This window comes from Pseudomonas sp. SCT, from assembly GCF_003864275.1.
GTDB classification, from domain to species: Bacteria; Pseudomonadota; Gammaproteobacteria; order Pseudomonadales; family Pseudomonadaceae; genus Stutzerimonas; species Stutzerimonas stutzeri_AE.
Genome location: NZ_BDJA01000005.1, coordinates 118,815 through 139,510, shown reverse-complemented (window position 1 = coordinate 139,510; position 20,696 = coordinate 118,815). Strand labels below are relative to the sequence as shown.

General features: G+C 65.5%; 17 protein-coding genes. 11 read left to right on the top strand and 6 right to left on the bottom strand.

What is annotated here, in order from left to right; all coding sequences use genetic code 11:
- Window positions 1-36: 36 nt before the first annotated feature.
- Both BHD08_RS14155 and BHD08_RS14150 read right to left on the bottom strand, forming a co-directional pair.
- Entirely contained in the window at window positions 37-2,367 is a 2,331-nt protein-coding gene (locus BHD08_RS14155; protein WP_125023038.1) for a glucose/quinate/shikimate family membrane-bound PQQ-dependent dehydrogenase, read from the bottom strand.
- 171 nt (window positions 2,368-2,538) lie between these two features.
- A complete protein-coding gene (locus tag BHD08_RS14150) occupies window positions 2,539-3,687 on the bottom strand; it encodes a PQQ-dependent sugar dehydrogenase (RefSeq protein WP_125023036.1) in 1,149 nt (382 codons plus the stop codon).
- A 179-nt stretch (window positions 3,688-3,866) separates the two neighbouring features.
- Here BHD08_RS14150 and BHD08_RS14145 point away from each other — a divergent pair, with 179 nt between their 5' ends.
- The 4 genes from BHD08_RS14145 to BHD08_RS14130 all read left to right on the top strand — a co-directional run bounded on the left by BHD08_RS14145 (window position 3,867) and on the right by BHD08_RS14130 (window position 6,376).
- Window positions 3,867-4,046, top strand: a complete 180-nt coding sequence (locus BHD08_RS14145) for a hypothetical protein (protein WP_015277667.1) — start codon at window positions 3,867-3,869, stop codon at window positions 4,044-4,046.
- 77 nt (window positions 4,047-4,123) lie between these two features.
- Window positions 4,124-4,849 (top strand): RNA pseudouridine synthase, encoded by a 726-nt coding sequence (locus BHD08_RS14140; RefSeq protein ID WP_125023034.1) that lies wholly within the window; start codon window positions 4,124-4,126, stop codon window positions 4,847-4,849.
- A 129-nt stretch (window positions 4,850-4,978) separates the two neighbouring features.
- Complete coding sequence (locus BHD08_RS14135) at window positions 4,979-5,749, top strand: ABC transporter substrate-binding protein (RefSeq protein ID WP_125023032.1); 771 nt, start codon at window positions 4,979-4,981, stop codon at window positions 5,747-5,749.
- 78 nt (window positions 5,750-5,827) lie between these two features.
- Window positions 5,828-6,376, top strand: coding sequence for a hypothetical protein (locus BHD08_RS14130; protein WP_038661913.1), 549 nt, complete (start codon window positions 5,828-5,830; stop codon window positions 6,374-6,376).
- 25 nt (window positions 6,377-6,401) lie between these two features.
- Here the strand turns inward: BHD08_RS14130 and BHD08_RS14125 are convergent, their stop codons facing one another.
- The gene (locus BHD08_RS14125) at window positions 6,402-6,590 is read right to left on the bottom strand and encodes a hypothetical protein (RefSeq protein ID WP_015277671.1); all 189 of its coding nucleotides are present in this window, start codon (window positions 6,588-6,590) and stop codon (window positions 6,402-6,404) included.
- Between the two features lie 180 nt (window positions 6,591-6,770).
- On the opposite strand from BHD08_RS14125, the gene BHD08_RS14120 reads away from it, so the two are divergent.
- Complete coding sequence (locus BHD08_RS14120) at window positions 6,771-7,634, top strand: DUF6279 family lipoprotein (RefSeq protein WP_125023030.1); 864 nt, start codon at window positions 6,771-6,773, stop codon at window positions 7,632-7,634.
- A 17-nt stretch (window positions 7,635-7,651) separates the two neighbouring features.
- Here the strand turns inward: BHD08_RS14120 and BHD08_RS14115 are convergent, their stop codons facing one another.
- Window positions 7,652-12,010 (bottom strand): DEAD/DEAH box helicase, encoded by a 4,359-nt coding sequence (locus BHD08_RS14115; RefSeq protein ID WP_177412681.1) that lies wholly within the window; start codon window positions 12,008-12,010, stop codon window positions 7,652-7,654.
- A gap of 117 nt (window positions 12,011-12,127) precedes the next feature.
- On the opposite strand from BHD08_RS14115, the gene BHD08_RS14110 reads away from it, so the two are divergent.
- Complete coding sequence (locus BHD08_RS14110) at window positions 12,128-12,433, top strand: hypothetical protein (RefSeq protein ID WP_015277674.1); 306 nt, start codon at window positions 12,128-12,130, stop codon at window positions 12,431-12,433.
- A gap of 9 nt (window positions 12,434-12,442) precedes the next feature.
- Entirely contained in the window at window positions 12,443-13,138 is a 696-nt protein-coding gene (locus BHD08_RS14105) for an SDR family oxidoreductase (RefSeq protein WP_125023026.1), read from the top strand.
- Between the two features lie 2 nt (window positions 13,139-13,140).
- Here BHD08_RS14105 and BHD08_RS14100 read toward each other — a convergent pair whose 3' ends face one another.
- Complete coding sequence (locus tag BHD08_RS14100; protein WP_125023024.1) at window positions 13,141-13,956, bottom strand: OBAP family protein; 816 nt, start codon at window positions 13,954-13,956, stop codon at window positions 13,141-13,143.
- A 149-nt stretch (window positions 13,957-14,105) separates the two neighbouring features.
- Between BHD08_RS14100 and egtB the strand changes: the two genes are divergently transcribed.
- Genes egtB through BHD08_RS14085 form a run of 3 tightly spaced genes read left to right on the top strand, consistent with a single transcriptional unit; the run spans window position 14,106 to window position 18,148 of the window.
- Window positions 14,106-15,401 (top strand): ergothioneine biosynthesis protein EgtB, encoded by a 1,296-nt coding sequence (gene egtB, locus BHD08_RS14095; protein ID WP_125023022.1) that lies wholly within the window; start codon window positions 14,106-14,108, stop codon window positions 15,399-15,401.
- A 2-nt stretch (window positions 15,402-15,403) separates the two neighbouring features.
- Window positions 15,404-16,366 (top strand): L-histidine N(alpha)-methyltransferase, encoded by a 963-nt coding sequence (egtD, locus tag BHD08_RS14090; protein ID WP_125023020.1) that lies wholly within the window; start codon window positions 15,404-15,406, stop codon window positions 16,364-16,366.
- A 3-nt stretch (window positions 16,367-16,369) separates the two neighbouring features.
- A complete protein-coding gene (locus BHD08_RS14085) occupies window positions 16,370-18,148 on the top strand; it encodes a S8/S53 family peptidase (protein ID WP_125023018.1) in 1,779 nt (592 codons plus the stop codon).
- Window positions 18,149-18,154: 6 nt separating this feature from the next.
- On the opposite strand, the gene BHD08_RS14080 is transcribed toward BHD08_RS14085, so the two are convergent.
- Complete coding sequence (locus tag BHD08_RS14080) at window positions 18,155-18,628, bottom strand: MarR family winged helix-turn-helix transcriptional regulator (protein ID WP_125023016.1); 474 nt, start codon at window positions 18,626-18,628, stop codon at window positions 18,155-18,157.
- A 175-nt stretch (window positions 18,629-18,803) separates the two neighbouring features.
- On the opposite strand from BHD08_RS14080, the gene BHD08_RS14075 reads away from it, so the two are divergent.
- Entirely contained in the window at window positions 18,804-20,576 is a 1,773-nt protein-coding gene (locus BHD08_RS14075; protein WP_125023310.1) for an N-acetylglutaminylglutamine amidotransferase, read from the top strand.
- Window positions 20,577-20,696: the final 120 nt, after the last annotated feature.

Sequence of the window (20,696 nt, the reverse complement as noted above, 5' to 3'; positions counted from 1 at the left end):
CGGTCCCGAATATAAAGGCGGCGATTCTAGCGCCAGTCAGCGTGGCAATGCATAGGCGATCACCGAATCACCGGCCTTGGTGCCCAGCGAACCGTGTCCGCCGGCAACCACCACGACCATCTGCCGGCCTGAGCGGCTCTGGTAGGTCATCGGCGTGGCCTGGCCTCCCGCCGGCAGACGCGCCTTCCACAATTCGCGTCCGGTCATTACGTCGTAGGCGCGCAGGTAGTAGTCCAGCGTGCCGCTCAGGAACGCGACGCCGCCAGCAGTAAGCATCGGCCCGCCGAGGTTGGGCACGCCCATCTTGAATGGCAGTGGAATCGGCGAGCGATCGCGTACGGTGCCGTTCTTGCGCAGCCAATGGGTTTTGCCGGTGCGCAGATCGGCCCCAGCCACATAGCCCCATGGCGGCGCGGTGCATGGCAGGCCGATGGGCGAGACGAAGGCCTTCAGCTCCACCGCGAAAGGCGAACCGAAATTCTCGTTGAGGAACGGCTCCTGCTCAGATACGTAGGTCGTTTCAGCGTCCTCGCGCGGGATCAGTTTCGAGGTGAAGGCGAGATAGGCCGGGGTGCTGAAGACCATCTGCCGCACCGGGTCGACGGCCACGCCGCCCCAGTTGAACACGCCGAAGTTGCCCGGATGCACCAGCGTGCCCTGGGTTGAAGGCGGCGTGTAACGGCCTTCGTAGCGCAGGGAATGGAACTGGATATGGCACATCATCTGGTCGATCAGCGTGGCGCCCCACAGGTCCTTGCCCTGCAGCTTCGGCGGCTCGTAGGACAGCGCCGACGCCGGCTGCGTCTTGGCGACCCAGTCGCCTTCGGCCGCACCCTGCGGCGCGGGTACCTCGCGCACCGGCAGGATCGGCTCGCCGGTGCGGCGATCCAGCACATAGATGTCACCCTGCTTGGTCGGCGCCACCACGGCGGGAACCGGACCGTTCTCGGTCTGGATGTCGACCAGGCTCGGTTGTGCCGGCACGTCCATGTCCCAGAGATCATGGCGCACGGTCTGGAATACCCAGCGCAACTGGCCGCTGTCCAGATCCAGCGCGACGATGGACGATGAAAAACGCTCGCTGTTCTCGTTGCGCCGACCACCCCACTGGTCCGGCACCTGATTGCCCAGCGGCACATAGACCATCCCCAACGCCTCATCGGCGCTGGAAATACTCCAGCTGTTCGGACTGCTCGCGCTGTAGGTCTGCCCCGCGGCGATGGGCTCGGTGGCATCTGGGTTGCCCGGGTCCCAGTTCCACTTCAGTTGGCCGGTATAGACGTCATAGGCACGGATGACGCCAGACGGCTCCTGAGCACGCACGTTATCGTTCACCGCGCCGCCGATGATGACCAGATCCCGCGCCACCACCGGCGGCGAGGTGGAGTAATAGAAGCCTTCTTTCGCGTGGGGCATGTTTGCCCACAGGTCGATCTCGCCGTTGTCAGCAAAGCCGGGGCAGATTTCACCGGTCTTGGCATCCAGGGCGATCAGCCGCGCGTCCGCCGTGGGCATGAACAGCCGCTGCCGGCAGGCCTGGACATCGCTGCCCTGCGGCGCAGTGTGATAGGACAGGCCACGGCAGGTCAGGTGCTGGCGGTTGACCGAGTGCGGCACCTTGGGATCGAAGCGCCAGCGCTCCTGGCCGGTTTCGGCATCCAGGGCGATCACCAGATTGTGCGGCGTACACAGATAGAGGCTGTCGTCGACCTTGAGCGGCGTGACTTCGTAGGTGGTTTCGTCCGGATCATCCGGACCACGCAGATCACCGGTCTGGTAATGCCAGACCGGTTCGAGGCGGTCGACATTCTGCGGCGTGATCTGCGCCAGCGGCGAATAACGCTGGCCGTGCTGGCTGCGCCCATAGGCATGCCAGTCGCCCGCCGGCACGCTATCGTCCGCAGCAGAGGCTTGGGCCAGCGGAGCCGGCAACATGCCCTTGATGTCGTGGCTGTCGTGTCCCACCGCATACACCGTCGCCACGCCCCAAAGCCCGACCGCCAGCATAAGCGGCAGCGCCGCACCACCCCAGGCACGAAAGCCGAAATGCTGCCAGCCGAGGCGCCGGGCGATCCACGGCGTCAGCAGCCACAGCCCGAACGGCGCGATGATGCTGCCGCGTGGCGCCAGCTGCCACCAGTCCAGCCCCACCTCGTAGACCGCCCAGCCGAGCGCACCAAGCATGAGCAATGCGTAGACCCACAAGGCGGTGCGACGTCGCATCAGCAACAAGACACCCGTCAGCAGGAATCCCGCCGCCACGATGGCGAAATACCAGGTACCGCCCAGGCTGATGACCTTGGCGCCACCGACGCCGAGTGCAATGCCAACGATGATGCAGAACAATCCGCTGATAACCACAGCCACGGCCCATCTCCCTCGATCTTGTTATCGAACCCGCCAGACTTCCGATGGCCAGCAGGCGTGGCCATCAATGAGAGTGGGACAGGCGATGGGCGGGAATGCTCCGTGGGATAAGAAGATTGGCGCGACACAGATGGTCGACGGCGGCACCGACCGTGCCGCCATGCCTGCAGATCACTCGGCCTGCAAGCCCACCTGCAGCAGCTTGCCGTCGCCGGCGTCGGTCAGCAGGTAGAGGTAGCCGTCGGGGCCGACCCGCACGTCGCGGATGCGCGCGCCGAGAGCCTTGAGCAGGCGCTCCTCACCAACGACGCGATCGCCATCGAGCCGCAGGCGGATCAGCGACTGGTCCACCAGCGCGCCGATGAACAGGCTGTGTTGCCAGGCCGCAAAGCGCTCGCCATCGTAGAACGCCATGCCGCTGACGCCCGGCGACTTCTCCCAGACGTGATGGGGCTGCTCGGTACCCTCCACCGCCTTACCCTTGGCCTCGGGGATCGGCAGCATGCTGTAGTTGATGCCGTGGGTCGCCAGCGGCCAGCCGTAGTTCTTGCCGGCCTGGGGAATGTTCACCTCGTCGCCACCGCGCGGGCCGTGTTCGTTAGTCCAGAGCACGCCGCTCCACGGGTTGAGTGCGGCGCCCTGCTGATTGCGGTGGCCGTAGGACCAGATCTCCGGCCGCACGCCCTCCTGGCCGATGAATGGATTATCGTCCGGCACGCTGCCGTCCAGACCGATGCGCACCACCTTGCCCTGGTGCTTGTCGAGGTCCTGCGAGGTCGGTCGCTGATTGTTCTCACCCAGCGCGACGAACAGATGCCCGTCGTTATCGAAGACCAGCCGCGAACCGAAGTGAACGCCGGTGGACAGCTTCGGCAGCTGGCGGAAAATCACCTCGAAGTTTTCCAGCCGGGCACGATCGTCGCTCAGCCGGCCACGGCCCACTGCGGTGCCGGCCTTGCCCTGCTCGCCCGCCTCGGCGTAGGTCAGGTAAACCAGACGATCGGAATCGAAGTCCGGGGACAGACGCACATCCAGCAGCCCGCCCTGGGCCTGGGCGAATACCTCCGGTACGCCTTCAAGCGGCTCGGAGCGGCTGCCGTCCAGCCCGATCAGCCGCAAACGACCGGGCCGTTCGGTCACCAGCATGTGCTCGCCGTCCGGCAGAAATGCCAGCGCCCAGGGATTCTCGAAGCCCCCGGCGATCTCGCGGACCGTCACCTCGCCGGCCTCACTGGGATAGCGCTGCGCTTCGGCGAAAACCTGGAACGAAGCGGCAATGGCGAAACCGCAGAGCGTGGTGCAAAAGGCATGACGCAGCATGATGGTCCTCCGGATTGTTCAACGTCGCGAAACCTGCGTTAGCGGCTTCATTGAAGACCAGACGGCAGCCTTGGTGGTTGCCAAAAACGCATCAAGAAATGACGGGGCACAAATAACTGAACAAAATTTGATCAAATCTGTATAATGCCCGGTTCGACTGATTAAAGGACAAGCGACCCATGGCTACGAAAACCACCAGCGCCAAGCGCAAACCCGAACCCGCCTCTGAAACCAGCCAATCCCTTGCTGCGCAAATGGCGGCATTCCTCAAGGCCGGCGGTGAGGTCCAGACCATCCCCAACGGCGTCAGTGGCCAGACCAACGGTCCGTCCCGCCAGATCACCATCAGCAAGAAGTGATCATCTGAACCGCTTTCGGCGAGCCTGCAGTTTGGCTCGCCGCGTTCAACCCCTCCTTTCTCGTCTTCGAGCGCACCATGACTGACCCCGTACGCCTTGCCAAACGCCTCGCCGAGCAACTCGGCTGTTCCCGGCGCGAGGCCGAGCTGTATATCGAGGGCGGTTGGGTAACGGTCGACGGCGAACTCGTCGAAGCGCCTTTTCTCAAGGTCAGCCCCCAGCAGCGTATCGAGCTGCGCGACGGCGCTACAGCGCGAGAAATCGCGCCTGTAACCCTGCTGCTGCACAAGCCTGCCGGCCTGGCGATCGACGCCGATGCCGACAGCGTGCGCCGCGTCCTGCTGGCCAGCGAACACTGGAGCGACGACCCCAGCCGCATCGAGCCGCTGCAGCGTCATCTGCTCCAGCAGAACATCCTGCTGCCGCTGGACCCCGAGGCCAGTGGCCTGACGGTGTTCAGCCAGCAGCGTGAAGTGATCCGCCTGCTGACCAGCACGCGCGACAAGCTGGAACAGGAATATGTCGTCGAAGTCAGCGGCGAAGCCGAAGAAAACGGCTTCGCGCTGCTTGCCAAGGGCATCGGCCATCGCGGCAAGATCCTGCCCAAGGCCAAGGTCAGTTGGCAGAGCGAGAACCGCCTGCGTCTGGTGATCAAGGAACCCGCGCCCGGCGAAGTCCGCCTGCTCTGCGAAGCCATCGGTCTGCGCGTACTGGCCTGCAAGCGCATCCGCATCGGTCGCCTGTCCATGGCCAAGCTGCCGGTCGGACATTGGCGAATCGTCGGCGAACACGAGCGGTTCTGACGCCTCTGACTACGCCTTCAGCAGCACCGATCGGCGGAGCGCACTTGCGTTACAGGCAACGCTGAATCAGTCTTGAGCGGCTCGTTGCGGCAGATCGCCACGACGGTTCCTTCGCCGAACAGGATCGCGATGCCGAAACTGCTGCTCTTGCTGCTGACCCTGTTTCCACTGCATATCCTGGCGGCCAAGCCTGTTGCCGTCTGGGCATACCAGCCTTCACCGCCTTTCGCCTCCGAGCACAACCCGGGTCTTTCCGAATCCCTGGTGCAGCTGCTCAATGAGCATCCGACGAACCAGGGTCTCTACGACTTCAAGCTGACTCAGCTGCCGCGCAAGCGCCTCGATGCCCGCCTTGCCGCCAACGAGCCTGGCGTGCTGCTGTGGGCCACACCCGAGTTCTTTCCCGAGCGCCTGACCGCCAATGCGAGCTGGACCCGACCACTGCTGTGCGACATTCAGGATTTCGTCTCCCGCAGCGACGCACCTTTCGACTACAAGGGGCCGCGCTCGCTGCACGGTATGCGCCTGGGTGGTGTTCTTGGCCACCGTTACCGGGAACTGCAAAACGACATCGACCGCGGGCTGATCCGGCGCGAGGACGTGCACAGCGATCTGCAGAACCTCAACAAGCTGATGTCCAGGCGCATCGACGTCGCCCTGATGCCCCGTTCCTCCCGACTCTTCTACGGTCTGACCGAGGTCGCGGACGCGCAGCTGCACGTATCGCCCAGCCCACTCTACATTTTCGATCGACATGTGCTGATGACCGCCAGCCTGCCGGCCGAGACCACGCAGTTCGTCCAGCAGCTCATCGCCGACCTGCCGCACAGCGCGCGCTGGCAGACGCTACTCAGACGCTACGGCCTGCAACAGATGAACGCGCCCTGCTCCACCTACTGAGCGAACGTAAGCGGCGCTGGCGAATCGAAGCTGGCACGGCCCATACTGGCGAAAAGAGAACGGAGTACCAATTCAGCCATGAAAAAGGCAATGCTGTTCGGCCTGCTATTGACCCTCGGCGGCTGTGCCAGCCAACCCTGTGATGAGTCCCGTAGCGACAGCTGCCGTGCCGAACGCCTGCTCTATCAGAACGATCTGATGCAGGCGAAGATCCTGATCTCCATCGCTGACGAAGACAGCTACGAATTGGCCCAGGCCCTGCTCGACCGCAGTGCGAAGCTGGATCGGCGTGGCGAGACCGAGTTCTATCAGGCCTTGCTGCTGATTCGCCAGGGCCCGGAGACTTCGGAAGTGCTGGAGCTGCTGGAGAAGGCCAAGCGCAAGGGTCATCCCCATGCGGTAGCACTGCTCTACAAGATCTATCAGGAGCCGTACCTGCTCACCGAAGCCGATGTACTGCGCGCGGAGTACTATCGCGAAGCCTACGGCGAGCTGGACGTCGCTCGCAGCGGCTATCCGTCATTCGACAAATCGCTGGAGCTGGTCAACCAACTGGTCGCGCCCCCGCCGCCATCGGTGCCATACCAGGCGCCGTGCCCGCAGCACTGCCTGGATCAGTCGCGCTAGCTACGGGCTGCGGCGTGTGTTGCGATCAGGGTGCCGGGGTTTGCGAGATGCGTGGCTCTTCCTTGCCTTCGGCCACGGCGCGGGCTTCTTCTTCGGTGGCGTAGGGGCCAGCGACCACGGTGCCGTTCAGTTCCACTACCCAGCACACGGCCCAGGTCGGGCGCCAGGCTTTGGGTACGTCGTCGCCGCTGAGGTGCTTGATCTGAGAGGTCATGGCATTTCTCCATCATTGCTGGGATAAGACGGCCGCCTCGCCGCGACAAGGCAAGCCCCATGCAATGCAGACCACAGGGCGGCGGTCTTTGCTCGTCCGGCACGACGAAATGGCCCAGCGAACGAACCCCTGGCAGCGTCACGGCTCTACACAACAGGCGCCGCACAGCGAGGAGAGACGATGCGCACCACCACCCGCCTGCTACTGCTGACGCTGCTCACCGCGCTGCTGATCTCCGGTTGCAGCCGCGCAACCCTGGTCTATCGCAACCTCGACATGCTGGTGCCCTGGTCGCTGAACGATTACCTGGACCTGGATCGCAGCCAGCAGCGCGACCTCCGCGAACGCTTGCGCCAGCACCTGGCCTGGCATTGCAGCACGCAGCTGCCGGAGCTACTCGCCAGCCTCCAGCAACTGGAACGCGAAAGCGCCAGCGGCCGGCTCGAGCGCGAGGATCTGGCGCCGCATTACCACGGCGTTCGCGAAGCCATGCACAGCATCGCCGTGGAGGTCACCCCCACTGCCACCGACTTGCTGCGTGCACTCAGCGATGCTCAGGTTGACGAGCTGCGCCGCTCGCTGGCAGAAAACCGTCGCGAGCACCGGGAGAAGTACCTGGAGCCGCCCCTGGAACAGCAGATTCGTGAGCGCGCCGAGCGCATGCAGGAGCGCCTGCAGTACTGGTTCGGACCGCTGAACGCGGAGCAGCGCCAGCGCGTACTGCTCTGGGCGCATACCCTTGGCGAGCAGAACAGGCGCTGGCTGGATAATCGTGAACGCTGGCAGCAGATGCTGCTCGCTGCCGTCGAGGAGCGTCACAGTGACGACTTCGACGCTCGCATTGCGCGGCTCTTGCAGGAGCGCGAAGCGCTGATGAACGACAGCGATCGGGCGACCCTGCAACGTGCCGAACGGGCCGGCCTGGAGCTGGTTGCCGACCTGCATACACTCGCCGACGATGGCCAGCGTGCGCACCTGACCAACCGACTCGCACAGCTGCAGACGGATTTCGGCAACCTCAAGTGCCTGCCGCCGACGGCCTGACGAGCGCGCTCGGCGCCCTAGCGTCTAGCCGATAGCAGCAGGCGACGCGCCTCGAGTTGCCCGATTTCGTCCAGCTCGATCAGCCATTGCGGCTTGCCGGCGACCAGCACCGCCAATGGCGTCCCGTCACGGTAGAGAATCCGATTGGCCGCAAGCGCTGGCACCTTGCTCCCGGGCAACAAGGTACCGAGCTGATTCAGCGGATCCACAGCCGATACCGCCAGCATTTCTCCCGTCAGCGGCCGCTTGCGCACTTCGCGCAGCAGGCCGACCGCCTCGGGCAGGGCGAACTGCTCACCGGCCACACCGGCGACAAAGCGCCCGCCGCGGATCTCTCCCCGCGCCTCAAGCCGGTGATAGCCCCGCAACAGTTCGCGCCAGGGCGGCAACCAGTCGGCCTCACGCGCCAGCAAACGCCAGAACACCACGCCGTAGCGGCGCAACAGTACACGAGCGATATGCTCCAGCGCCTCGGCGTCGACCTTGGCCGGGCGCGATGCATCGTTTGCCGTGCCCGACTTGCGCACCAGCGCCCAGCGGCCGGCATCGTCCATGCCACCGATGAAGGCACCGCCACGGCTGCGCCGAGCCGTTCGCGAGCGTTTGCTGGCAGGTGCCAACAGGCTGCGCAGACCGGCGAAGCTGTCCGCATTCACCAGCCCCACCGCCACCAGTTCGCCAAGGGCATCCTCCAGCTCGCTGCGCAGCAAATGCGCGTCATGTTGCAGCTCATCGAAGAACAGCGCGCCGTGGGTCTGCAGGCAGTCGAACACCCGCTGCGCCCGCGATGACAGTTCCGGCATCGGCGCGTCACCTGCCAGCGCGTACCAGGCTGGCAACTGGCGGCGCGGCAGCAGCACGACGGGCGTGCCACGCACCGGTCCGCCGCTAGCCTTGAGCCGACCAGCCAGGCGCGTCCAGACGATGCGCCCGGAGCGGCACAGTTCGTCCAGCCAGGTGCCGCCGTAGTCTTTCAGGCGTGTTGGCAAAAGATCGCCTTCCCAGGCCGCGGCCGCTGCCTGATAGCCCTCCAGCTGCTCCACCACGCTGGCCAGCGCCTCACGACCCTGCATACGCGTGGTCGCGGACAGATGCTGCCAGTCGGCGAGAAAACGCATGAAATCGGCACGCTCGACCGGCTCGATCTCGCGCCGCAGACGCTTGACCGTATAGCGATGGATGCGCGCCAGCAGATGCCGCTCGCACCACTCGTCCTCTACTGCGCCGGCGCTGAAACGGCCGCGCATCACATAGCCCTGACTTTCCAGGCGGATCAGCGCCATTGCGACGGCAGAGGCTGGCAAGGCCAGCGGCCGCGCAATCAACGACACGGGTAAAGGGCCGAAGCCGCTCAATCGCGCGCGGATCAACTCGACCAGCGCGTCCCCTTCCGCGAGCGGTTGGTCGTACCCGACGGGCGCCTGCAGATGCGGCTCGAACGGAGCCTGCGGATAGATCGCGCGCAACAGCGCCAGCCGTTCGAGCGGCAGCCAGAGGACGCGGTCGTGGGCGATCTGCATGCGCGTTGCACGCCGGCCCTGCGCAAGCTGATCCAGCCACGCGCGCCACTGCGGCTGGACGACGGCCTCGGCTTCGGCGATACAGCCCAGGGCCGTTAGCGCTTCGTGCATCTCATCGGCATTGCGCGCCTCGGGCCAGGCCTCCTCGCGCACCGCGGCGATCGCCTCGGGATCCAGCGCGCCGAGGTCATCGCTCGACTCCGGGTCGCTCCAGCGCCGCGCCAGCACGGCCTGAGTACGCCGCTCTTCCAGCGGCGCGTCATCGAGAAAGGCGTAGGGCCGCGCACCGAGAAGCTCCATCGCCAGCGGTGACGGCGCCGGCAGGTCCCGCGCCAACAGCTCGATCTCACCGCGCTCCATGCGGCGCAGCAGCGCGAGCCAACCTTCGCTGTCCATGGCCTCGTGCAGGCAATCGTCGAGGGTCTGGCGCACCAGCGGATGGTCGGGAATTTCGCGCTCGCCGACGATGTTTTCCAGGCAGGCCACCTGATCGGGGAACACCGTGGCCAGCAGGTCTTCACTCTTCATGCGCTGCAGCTGCGGCGCCACCTTGCGCCCGCCGGCCATGCGCGGCAGGGCCAGCGCGGTGGTGGCAATCCAGCGCCAGCGCACGCCGAACAACGGTGCATCCAGCAGCGCCTGGATCAGCACCTGCTCGGCGCTGGCCGAATGCAGGTAGCGCCAGACCTCCGCCAGCGGGAAGCTGTGGCTGGTGGAAAGCGAAAGGATGATGGCGTCTTCGGTGGCCGCGGCCTGCAGCTCGAAGTTGAAGGTGCGACAGAAGCGCTTGCGCAGCGCCAGCCCCCAGGCGCGGTTGATGCGGCTGCCGTAGGGCGAATGAATGACCAGTTGGGTGCCGCCGGACTCGTCGAAGAAGCGCTCCATGACCAGCCGCTGCTGGGTTGGCAAGGCGCCCAGGGCCGAGCGGGCGCGGGCCAGATATTCGACGATCTGCCGCGCGGCGTCGTCCGAAAGGCCAAGGCTGCCAGTAAGCCAGTCGATGGCAGGCGCCAGGCGCGAGCTGGCGCTTAAAACGACGCCCGGCGACTTGGCGGCGTCGTCCGCCGCTGTTGCGGCATCGTGCAGCCGTCGATCGATCTCATCGCGCAACCGCGCCACGGCAAAGGACAGCTCGTCGCTGCGCCCCGGCGCTTCGCCCAGCCAGAACGGAATGCTTGGTGGCATGCCCTGGGCGTCCTCAACGCGCACCCGCCCCGACTCGATCTTGAGGATGCGATACGAGGTGTTGCCCAGCTGGAACACATCGCCCGCCAGGCTCTCCACCGCGAAGTCTTCATTGACGGTGCCGATGTTCAGCCCCTGCGGTTCCAGCAGCACGGCATAGTCGGCATTGTCGGCGATGGTGCCGCCGGCGGTCAGCGCCGTCAGCCGCCCGCCGCGCCGGCCACGCAGGCTTCGTGTAGCCAGGTCGCGATGCAGATAGGCGCCGCGGGTGCCATGGCGGGTGGTGTAGCCCTCGGCGAGCATCCGCAGCAACGCCTGGAAGGTCGATTCGTCGAGCGCGGCATAGGGCATCGCCCTGCGCAAAAGCTGGAGCAACGCGCCCTCTTCCCATTCCCGACAGGCGACCTCGGCGACGATCTGCTGCGCCAGCACATCCAGCGGCACCTGCGGAATCTTCAGTGTGTCCAGCTCACCGCGGCGCACGGCGTCGAGCAGCGCGGCGCACTCGATCAGGTCGTCCCGCGAGCTGGGAAACAGCCGCCCCTTAGACACCCCCGCCACCTGGTGCCCGGCGCGCCCAACCCGCTGCAGAAAGGCCGAGATCGAGCGTGGCGAGCCAATCTGGCAGACCAGCTCGACATCACCGATGTCGATGCCCAGCTCCAGCGAGGCAGTCGCGACCAGCACCCGCAACTCGCCGCGCTTGAGCTTCTGCTCGGCGCTCAGCCGCTGTTCGCGGGCCAGGCTGCCGTGGTGTGCGGCGACCACCTCTGCACCCAGCCGCTCGGCCAGGTGGCGGGTGGTGCGCTCGGCCATGCGCCGCGTGTTGACGAACACCAGCGTGGTGCGGTGTTCGCCAGCCAACGCCGCAAGGCGGTCATAGACCAACGCCCAGACGTCGTTGCTCATCACCGCTTCCAGCGGCACCGGCGGCACTTCCAGCGCCAGGTCGCGGGCGCGGCCATGGCCGATGTCGACGATCTCGCACGGCCGCTCGACGCCGGCCAGAAAGCGCGCCACCGCATCGATCGGCTTCTGCGTAGCCGACAGGCCGACACGCACCAGCGGCCGATTGCAGAGCGCTTCCAGTCGCTCCAGCGACAGCGCCAGATGGCTGCCGCGCTTGTTGCCGGCGATGGCATGGATCTCGTCGACGATCACGCTCTGCACATCGGCGAGCATTTCCCGCCCCGACGCCGAGCCGAGCAGTACGTAGAGCGATTCCGGCGTGGTCACCAGGATATGCGGCACGCGCTTGCGCATGGCATTGCGCTCGGCCTGCGGCGTGTCGCCGGTACGCACCGCCGTGCGGATTTCCAGCGGTGGCAGGCCCAGACGTGCCAGTTCCGCCGTGATTCCGGCGAGCGGCTCTTCCAGGTTGATATGGATGTCATTGGACAAGGCCTTCAGCGGCGAGACGTAGAGCACCCGCGTCGCGTCGGCCAGGCCTCCCTCGGCCAGCCCTTGCTGCATCAGACCATCGATGGCCGCGAGAAAGGCCGTCAGGGTCTTGCCCGAGCCGGTCGGTGCCGCCACCAGTGTCGAACGACCGGCGCGGATCAGCGGCCAGGCAGCCGCCTGGGCCGGCGTCGGCGCGGGAAAACTGCGGGAAAACCAGCCCGCTACGGCGGGGTGGAAACGGCCAAGCGGACCGGCGGATGAGGTGCTCATGTCGATGAATATGGTGGCGCCCCCGGCATTGCACAAGCGACAGCCGGTCGGCGATAGGGAAACGGCCATGACATATGGCGGTCAACTTGAAACATCCGCAACGCAACGGAGACCACCATGACCACTACCCCGCTCAGCCTCGACAACGCCATGCAACTGGCCTCGGAAGCCTTTCTGCCCTGCGGTTGCGTGACCAGCGCCAACGCCGAGGACGATAGCTTCGGCTTCACCGTGATGAACGGCAATGGCGAGGAAATCACCCGTGTGGCGCAGGTGCGCGACTACGCCGACCCAATGCGCGTGGCGCAGGTGATCGAGCAGACCCGCCAGGAGCTGATCGGCAAGGGCTGCACGCTGGAACCCTGGACGATGCCCTTCATCACCGATGACAGCGCCATTCCGGAAACCACGCCGAACTACTGAGGAACGACCATGAGCGATCCAGTGCTGCTGATCACCGGCGCCTCGTCCGGTATCGGCGCCGCAACCGCGCGGCTGGCCGCAGCCGCGGGGTATCGGCTGGCGCTCGCCGCACGCTCCGAGGACAAGCTGCAGCATCTGGTCGACGAGATCGGGCCGCAGCGCGCCCTCGCCATTCGCTGCGACGTGACCGATTACGCCGCGCAGCAGGCCATGGTGCAGCAAGTGCTCGATCACTATGGCCAGCTCGATGCCGTCTACGCCAACGCCGGTATCCCCGGCAGCGAAGGCGGTTTCAGCGGCGCCGATCCCGAGGTGTGGAAAGCCATGTTGCTGACCAACGTCTACGGCGTCGGGCTGACCCTGCGCTGCAGCCTGGCTGCGCTCAAGGCCAGCCGCGGCCATCTGCTGCTCACCGGTTCGGCAGCCGGGCGCTTCGTCATTCCCGGTTCGATGTACAGCGCCAGCAAATGGGCGGTGACCGGCATGGGCCTGAGCGTGCGCGAAGAACTGCGCGGCACTGGCGTGCGAGTCACGCTGATCGAGCCGGGCATGGTCCACACGCCGCTGTTCGACCAGCCGCCGGCCTATGCCCTGCAACCCGAAGACATCGGCCGCGCAGTGGTCTACGCGCTATCGCAGCCGGCGCATGTCGACGTCAACGAAATCCTGATCCGCCCGACACCGCCGGTCGACGATGCTCAATAACCTCAGCGTTCATCGCTGCGCTGCTGCTGTTGTTGCAGACGTCCCGACTGATTGACTTCCGACCGCCCGGCAGCGTCGCCGTGGCGGTGCTCGCCGGCGCCGTGTACCCGCTGCAGCTGAATCACCTCGCCCTTCTCCCAGGCATTAGCCGCCGGATCGACCGTCGGCTGCGGTATCGATTTACGGCTGCGGCGAATGGCCTGGGTATCCACGCCGAGGCGCTGGTCACGGGCCTTCTCCAGCGCCGGATCGAGCTGACCGTCCGCGGTAAAACCCATCATCAGCGCCGGGATGCCGTAGGGCAGCTCCTTGTCGCGGTCGGTATGCCAGGTGTGCCAGGTCTTGCCATAGGTGCTGACCACTTGCTCCATCAGCTGCTTTTCCGCGATCTGCGGCAGGCCGGGGGCGACCAGCGAGCCGGACATCACCTCGTAATCGTGGCTGTGCCAGAGCTTCTTCTCGTCCTCGGGCAGTGTCGCGAACAGGCGCGCGCTGATGATGTATTCGACGCCCATGAGCTTGGCATCGCTGCCGTTGCCGTCGTAGATCAGCGCCTGCATCACGTCTTCATTCAGCCGCGTGACGTAATGGTGCGCCTCCATCTGTCCATCCATGTCGCCGTTATAGAAGTGAAAGCCATTGAGGTACGCGCTGACCGCATTCAACGGCGCCTTGCCCTGCAGCAGCTTTGCACCGGCCTCCAGCGTGCGCGTTTCTGCGCTTTTCGGCGCGCCCGCGGCGGCCGTATAGGACGCCGTATTGTGCTGCCCGCAGGCAGCCAACAGCATCGCGGAACTCAGAACGAATAACTGTCGCATGGCTCGATCCCCTGCTTTGCTCATACAGAGTGACCAGGGCGCCGCCGGTTCTTCTTCAACTTTGCCCGGCCGGCCGGCAGAAACTTTTGCCCGGCGCACCGGGTCGCTATGGGAGGCCGTTTCGGTCGTCAAACCGTAGGGGGACAGCCATGGGCAACCTGGCAGAGCAGCCACATCCGCATCCGGCACTGGCAGAGCTGGATCTCTTGCTGCAGCGCTACCGACAGGTTCGCGCCACCAGCGAGGCGATCTGCACACCGCTGCAGGTCGAGGACTACGTGATCCAGAGCACACCGGAAGTCAGCCCGCCGAAGTGGCACCTGGCGCACGTCAGCTGGTTCTTCGAAACCTTTCTGCTGTTGCCCTACCTGCCCGGCTACCGACGCCTGAACGATGCCTACGACTACCTGTTCAATTCCTATTACCAGACTCACGGCCTGCCGTTTCCGCGGGCGCGCCGCGGTGTGCTGTCCCGCCCGGGGGTAGATGAGATTTATCGCTACCGCCGGCATGTCGATCAGGCCATGGGCGAGCTGCTGAGCAACCCGCCTCGCGAGCAGGCCGCCGAGATCGTCCGTCGTGTCGGCCTGGGCCTGCAGCATGAGCAGCAGCATCAGGAGCTGCTGCTAATGGACATCAAGCACATTCTGGCGCAGAACCCGCTGCATCCGGTCTATCGCCATGACCTCGCCAAGCCGCAGCCAAGCGGCCCGGAGCGCCCGCGCTGGCACGAATTCGCTGGCGGCGTGCAGCACATCGGGCATGCCGGCAACGACTTCGCCTTCGATTGCGAAACCCCGCGCCATCGCCAGTTCGTCGAAGATTTCCAGCTTGCCGAGCGGCTAGTGAGCAACCGCGAATACCTGTCGTTCATCACTGATGGCGGTTATGCCCGCCCGGAGCTGTGGCTGTCGGATGGCTGGGATCTGATCCAGCAGGCCGGCTGGAACGCCCCGCTGTACTGGCTGCGCGAAGACGCCAGCTGGCACGAAATGACCCTCGGCGGCCTGCGCACGCTGGACCTGGAAGCGCCGGTCTGCCACATCAGCTACTACGAGGCCGATGCCTATGCCCGCTGGGCCGGGGCACGCCTGCCGAGCGAAGCGGAATGGGAAGTCGCCGCCGCTGACCAACCGCTGCGCGGCAACTTCCTCGAAAGCGACTACCTGCAACCGGTCGCCGCCCTGCCGGGGCACGACGGCCCAAGGCAACTGTTCGGTGATGTCTGGGAATGGACAGCCAGCGCCTACCTGCCCTACCCGGGTTTCCGCCCGCTGGAGGGCAGCCTCGGTGAATACAACGGCAAGTTCATGTCCGGCCAGATGGTGTTGCGTGGCGGTTGCTGCGCCACGCCGGAATCCCACGTGCGGGTCACCTACCGCAACTTCTTCCAGCCGGCGATGCGCTGGCAGTTCGCCGGGCTGCGCCTGGCCAGAGGGCTCTGAACATGGCGCTGGCAATTCATTTCCACGATCAGCTGCAACAGCCACACGACGCCTCGCTGCGCGACGAAACCCTTGCCGGATTTGCCGCGAAGCCGAAATGGGCTTCACCAAAGTTCTTCTACGATCGCCGCGGCTCCGAGCTGTTCGAGCAGATCTGCCAGCAGCCGGAGTACTACATCACCCGCACCGAGGAGCAGATCCTCGCCGGTGCGGCCAATGACATCCTCGATATCGCCGGCCCGCACAGCGACCTGATCGAACTGGGCAGCGGCGCGAGCCGCAAGGTCCGCCTGCTGCTGGAGGCGCTGCACCCAGCCAGCTACCTGGGTATCGACATCTCCGAGGACTTCCTGCTCAGCAGCACCCAGCGCCTGGCTGCGGACTACCCGTGGCTGGAGGTGCATGCCGCCTGCACCGACTTTTCCAACGAGTTGAACCTGCCGGATGACTTCAGCAGCGAACATCCGCTGATGTTCTTTCCCGGCTCGAGCATCGGCAACTTCACCCCAGGCGAGGCCGCTGCCTTTCTGCAGCGCTTGCACGACGTGCTGCCGGCCGGCGGCGGGTTGGTGATCGGCGTCGATCTGGTCAAGGATCGTGCGGTGCTGGAAGCGGCCTACAACGACCGCGCTCATGTCACAGCCGCGTTCAACCTCAACCTGCTGCAGCGCATCCGCAACGAGCTGGACAGCGATATCGACCCGTCACGCTTCATCCACCGCGCCTTCTACAACGAGGCCGAGTCGCGCATCGAGATGCACCTGATCAGCCCCGAGGCGCAGGACGTGAGCATCGAGGGCCGGCGCTTTCATTTCGATGCGGGGGAAAGCCTGCACACCGAGAACTCCTACAAGTACACGCTCGAATCGTTCGCCGCCCTGGCCAGTGCATCCGGATTCGACTGCCTTGGCCAGTGGACCGATCCGCGCGACCTGTTCAGCGTCAACTACCTGCAACGGCGTTAATCAATGACAACCCGTCAACTCACTGGTCTTGCCCTCGGCCTCGGCCTGCTCAACGCGCTCTATACATTTCCCGCCACCGCGCAAGACCCGATCCGCGTCACCCAGCTCAAGCGCTGCGGCGATCTCTTCGCCGAAGACGCGCAGAACTGGTGCCTGAGCGCCAAAGGCCTTCCACGTGGCGAGGTGCAGCTCTATCTGGATGGCAAGCGGCTGAATGCCGACACACTCCAGCGCGACGGCGACCAGCTGCGCCTGACGCTCGCGCCGGATGCAGTACGCAGCGCTCCGCTGTGGCTGGAACACGATGGCAAGCGCAGCAACCCGGTCTGGCTCTCGGCCGGCCGCAGCCAGGTGCTCGCCGCCACGCCCGACGAAGTGGCGCGCAACATGGATGACCTGACCACCTATGTCGATCTGGTCAGTCTGATCATCGAGGAGGATCACCAAGGCCTGGACAAGGCGCGCCAGCTTGCCGAGAAGTACGGCGCCGAGGTGGTCGGCGCCATCCCGCCGTTGAACACCTACCAGCTGCGCCTGCCGGTGAAGGACCTCACCGAGCGCGACGCCATGGTGCTGCGCCTGGGCAGTGAGGTGGGTGTGGATGCCGTGGTTATCGAGGAATCGGCCGCCGAGAACGACGAGCAGGAAACCGGCAAGAGCGCGGATCAGAAGCGTCCGCAGAACCGGGAGTGGGCCGCCAACCGCTTCCTCGATGCGGTGGACTACTACCGCGAACGCATTCCCGCCGGCCAGCGCGCCGGCGAAAAACAGCCGGTGCGTATCGGCATCATCGAGCGTGCGGTGGACTTCGATGCACCGCATTTTGCCGAGTACCTCGGACCCTGCGATCCACAACAACAGCGCACCTGCCTCTACGCCCGCGACGCCGACCGGCCGGACAATCACGGCAGCAGCGTCGCCGGCATTCTCGCCGCCCACGCCAGCGATGCCCGCGACCAGGGCTTTCTCAGTGCGCTGGACGGCACCGGGCCGGGCTTCGAGGTGATCGTCGAGCGCAATTCGGATGCCGGCATCACCGCCAACGTCGCAGCCTCGGTGAATCTGGTCGAGGACGGCGCGCGCATCCTCAACTGGAGCTGGGGCATCCATCGCATCGGCACGGTGGATGTGGAAGGCGAGCCGGTGGATTCGCTGCTGCGCTCCGGAATTGCCATGAGCGGCTACGAGGAGCTGCTGGAAGAGTTCTTCCTCTGGCTGCGCCGTGAACATCCCGATGTGCTGGTGATCAACTCGGCGGGAAACGGCTCGGCCCACTCCGGGCGCGACGACTATCGGCTGCCTTCCTCGTTCATTACAGAGCAGCTGCTGGTGGTCGGTGGCCATGAGCGCAACGACCAGAAAGAGGTCTCGGTGGAACACCCGGACTACGTGCGCAAGCGCAAGTCATCCAACGTCGACATGCGCGTGGACATCACCGCGGCGGCCTGCACCCGCGCCGCCACGCTCGATCCCGAACAGCGCGGCGACGTGCATTGCGGCACCTCCTACGCCACGCCGCTGGTAGCCGGCGCGGTGGGTGCGATGCTGTCGGTCAATCCCGAGCTGGCACCCGATCAGGTGCGTGAGCTGCTGCGCCGCAGCGCGATGACCATCGGCCGCGACTCGGATTTCGAGCCCGCCGAGGCGGATGACCTGACCGCGCCGATCCTGCCGTCGGAGCGTGGTTACCGGCTGGATGACAACGATGTCGGTCGCTCGGCACGGCTGGACATGCGCAAGGCACTGGAACTCACCGTGAAGAGCCTGGAGAACACCCGCTAGGTCGCTTCACTCCATGTCGCTGCACAGCTCGGCGGCGCGTAGCAGTGCGGCGGTCAGCGCGTGGCGCTCCCATTGCGGCAAGGCGGCGAAACGCGCGCGGAATTCCGGCGCCAGCAACGCTGGCGCCTCCTGCAGCAGTTCCCGGCCGCTGTCACTGAGCAGCAGCCACTGGCGGCGGCGATCCTGGTCATCGCGCTGGCGCTGCAACAGCCCGCGCTCTTCAAGGCGATCGAGCTGGCCGGACAACGTCGCAGCGGTGAGGCTGACGCGTCGGCTCAAGGCGCTCGCGGTCATCTGCCCGTCGCTCGCCAGCACCTGCAGGATCATCAGCTGTACCGGGCTCAGCCCGCCGTAACGCGCCAGCCGTTTGGCATGCACCTCGGCGTCCTGCTGCAACCGGCGCATGGCCTGGAACAGCGGCATTTCGAACGCGTCCAGCACAGCATCATTGGTTTCGCCTGAAACTGTCTTTTCGCTCATTCTAAAGCCTTCGCACGACCAGTAACTTTGACATCAAAGCATTTTTTTGCTTTGGTGTAAAAAGATGACTGAGCCGAGCCAGGCCGGATCGACGCCGCTGCGCTGGTCCGAAAAGCTGAACTTCGCCCGTGACGGGTCAGTCACACTCCCCAACGGCAAAACCGGTAAGGATCTTATGTGTGGCATAGCTGGAGAACTTCGCTTCGATAACCGCCCGGCCGATCTGGCTGCGGTTGAACGCATCACTCAACACCTGACTGCGCGCGGCCCCGACGCCTGCGGTTTCCACAGCCAGGGCCCACTCGCCCTCGGCCATCGACGTCTGAAGATCATGGATCTGTGCGAGGCCTCCGGCCAGCCGATGATCGACTCGGCCCTCGGCCTGTCGATGGTTTTCAATGGCGCCATCTACAACTACCCCGAATTGCGCGCTGAGCTGGAAGGCCTGGGCTACCGCTTCTTCTCCGAAGGCGACACCGAAGTGCTGCTCAAGGGCTTCCACGCCTGGGGCGAAGCGCTGCTGCCGCGGCTGAACGGCATGTTCGCCTTCGCCATCTGGCAGCGCGATACGCAGCAGCTGTTCATCGCCCGCGACCGTCTGGGCGTCAAGCCGCTGTACCTGTCACGCACAGATCAGCGCCTGCGCTTCGCCTCGTCGCTGCCGGCACTGCTCAAGGGCGGTGATATCGCCGGTGTGTTGAACCCGGTGGCGCTGAATCACTACATGAGCTTCCACGCCGTGGTGCCAGCGCCGGACACGCTGATTGCCGGCATCGAGAAACTGCCGCCGGCCAGCTGGATGCGCGTCGACGCCAATGGCGCGACCACCACCCAGCGCTGGTGGGAACTGCAGTTCGGCGCCCGTGAAGAGGAGCGCAACTACAGCTTCGAAGACTGGAAACAGCGCACCCTGGATACCATGCGCGAAGCGGTGGCGATCCGACAGCGCGCCGCGGTGGATGTCGGTGTGCTGCTCTCCGGCGGTGTCGACTCCAGCCTGCTGGTCGGTTTGCTGCGCGAAGCCGGCGTGGCCGACAACCTGCTGACCTTCTCCATCGGCTTCGAAGATGCCGGCGGCGAGCGCGGCGACGAGTTCAAGTACTCCGATCTGATCGCCAAGCACTACAACACGCGCCACCACCAGCTGCGCATTCAGGAAAAGGAAATCCTCGAGCAGCTACCGGCCGCCTTCCAGGCGATGAGCGAGCCGATGGTCAGCCACGACTGCATCGCCTTCTACCTGCTCTCGCGGGAGGTGGCCAAGCACTGCAAGGTGGTGCAGAGCGGCCAGGGTGCCGATGAGCTGTTCGCCGGCTACCACTGGTATCCACTGGTGGATGGCGCCGAGGACCCGGTGGCGGCCTACCTCGCCGCGTTCCGCGACCGCAGCTATGAGGAATACGCCGAGACCGTGCAGCAGCAGTGGGTGCAGGGCGACTTCTCCGGCGACTTCGTCCGCCAGCACTTCGCCCAGCCTGGCGCCGATGCCGCGGTGGACAAGGCGCTGCGCATTGACAGCACGGTGATGCTGGTCGATGACCCGGTCAAACGCGTGGACAACATGACCATGGCCTGGGGCCTGGAGGCGCGCACACCGTTCCTCGACTATCGCGTAGCCGAACTGTCGGCCCGGATTCCGGCGAAATTCAAGCTGCCAGAGGGCGGCAAGTACGTGCTCAAGGAGGCGGCGCGCCAGGTGATTCCCGCAGAAGTGATCGACCGGCCGAAGGGCTACTTCCCGGTGCCGGGCCTCAAGCACCTGCAGGGTGCGACGCTGAACTGGGTGCGCGAGATGCTGCTCGACCCGAGTCAGGAGCGCGGGTTGTACAACCCGCAGGCGCTGGAGAAGCTGCTCGCCGATCCGGATGGCCAGCTCACGCCGCTGCGCGGTTCAAAACTCTGGCAGCTGGCGGCGGTCAATCTATGGTTGAGCGAACAAGGCCTCTAATAGTGGTCGAGGCAGGCGCCCGACCACGACGGCCCCGATAACCCGCTCACGAACGGCTGCGGTTGCCACGCGCCACGGGGGCGAAGACTTCGCCCCACCGCTTGCCGGTTCGTGACTTAG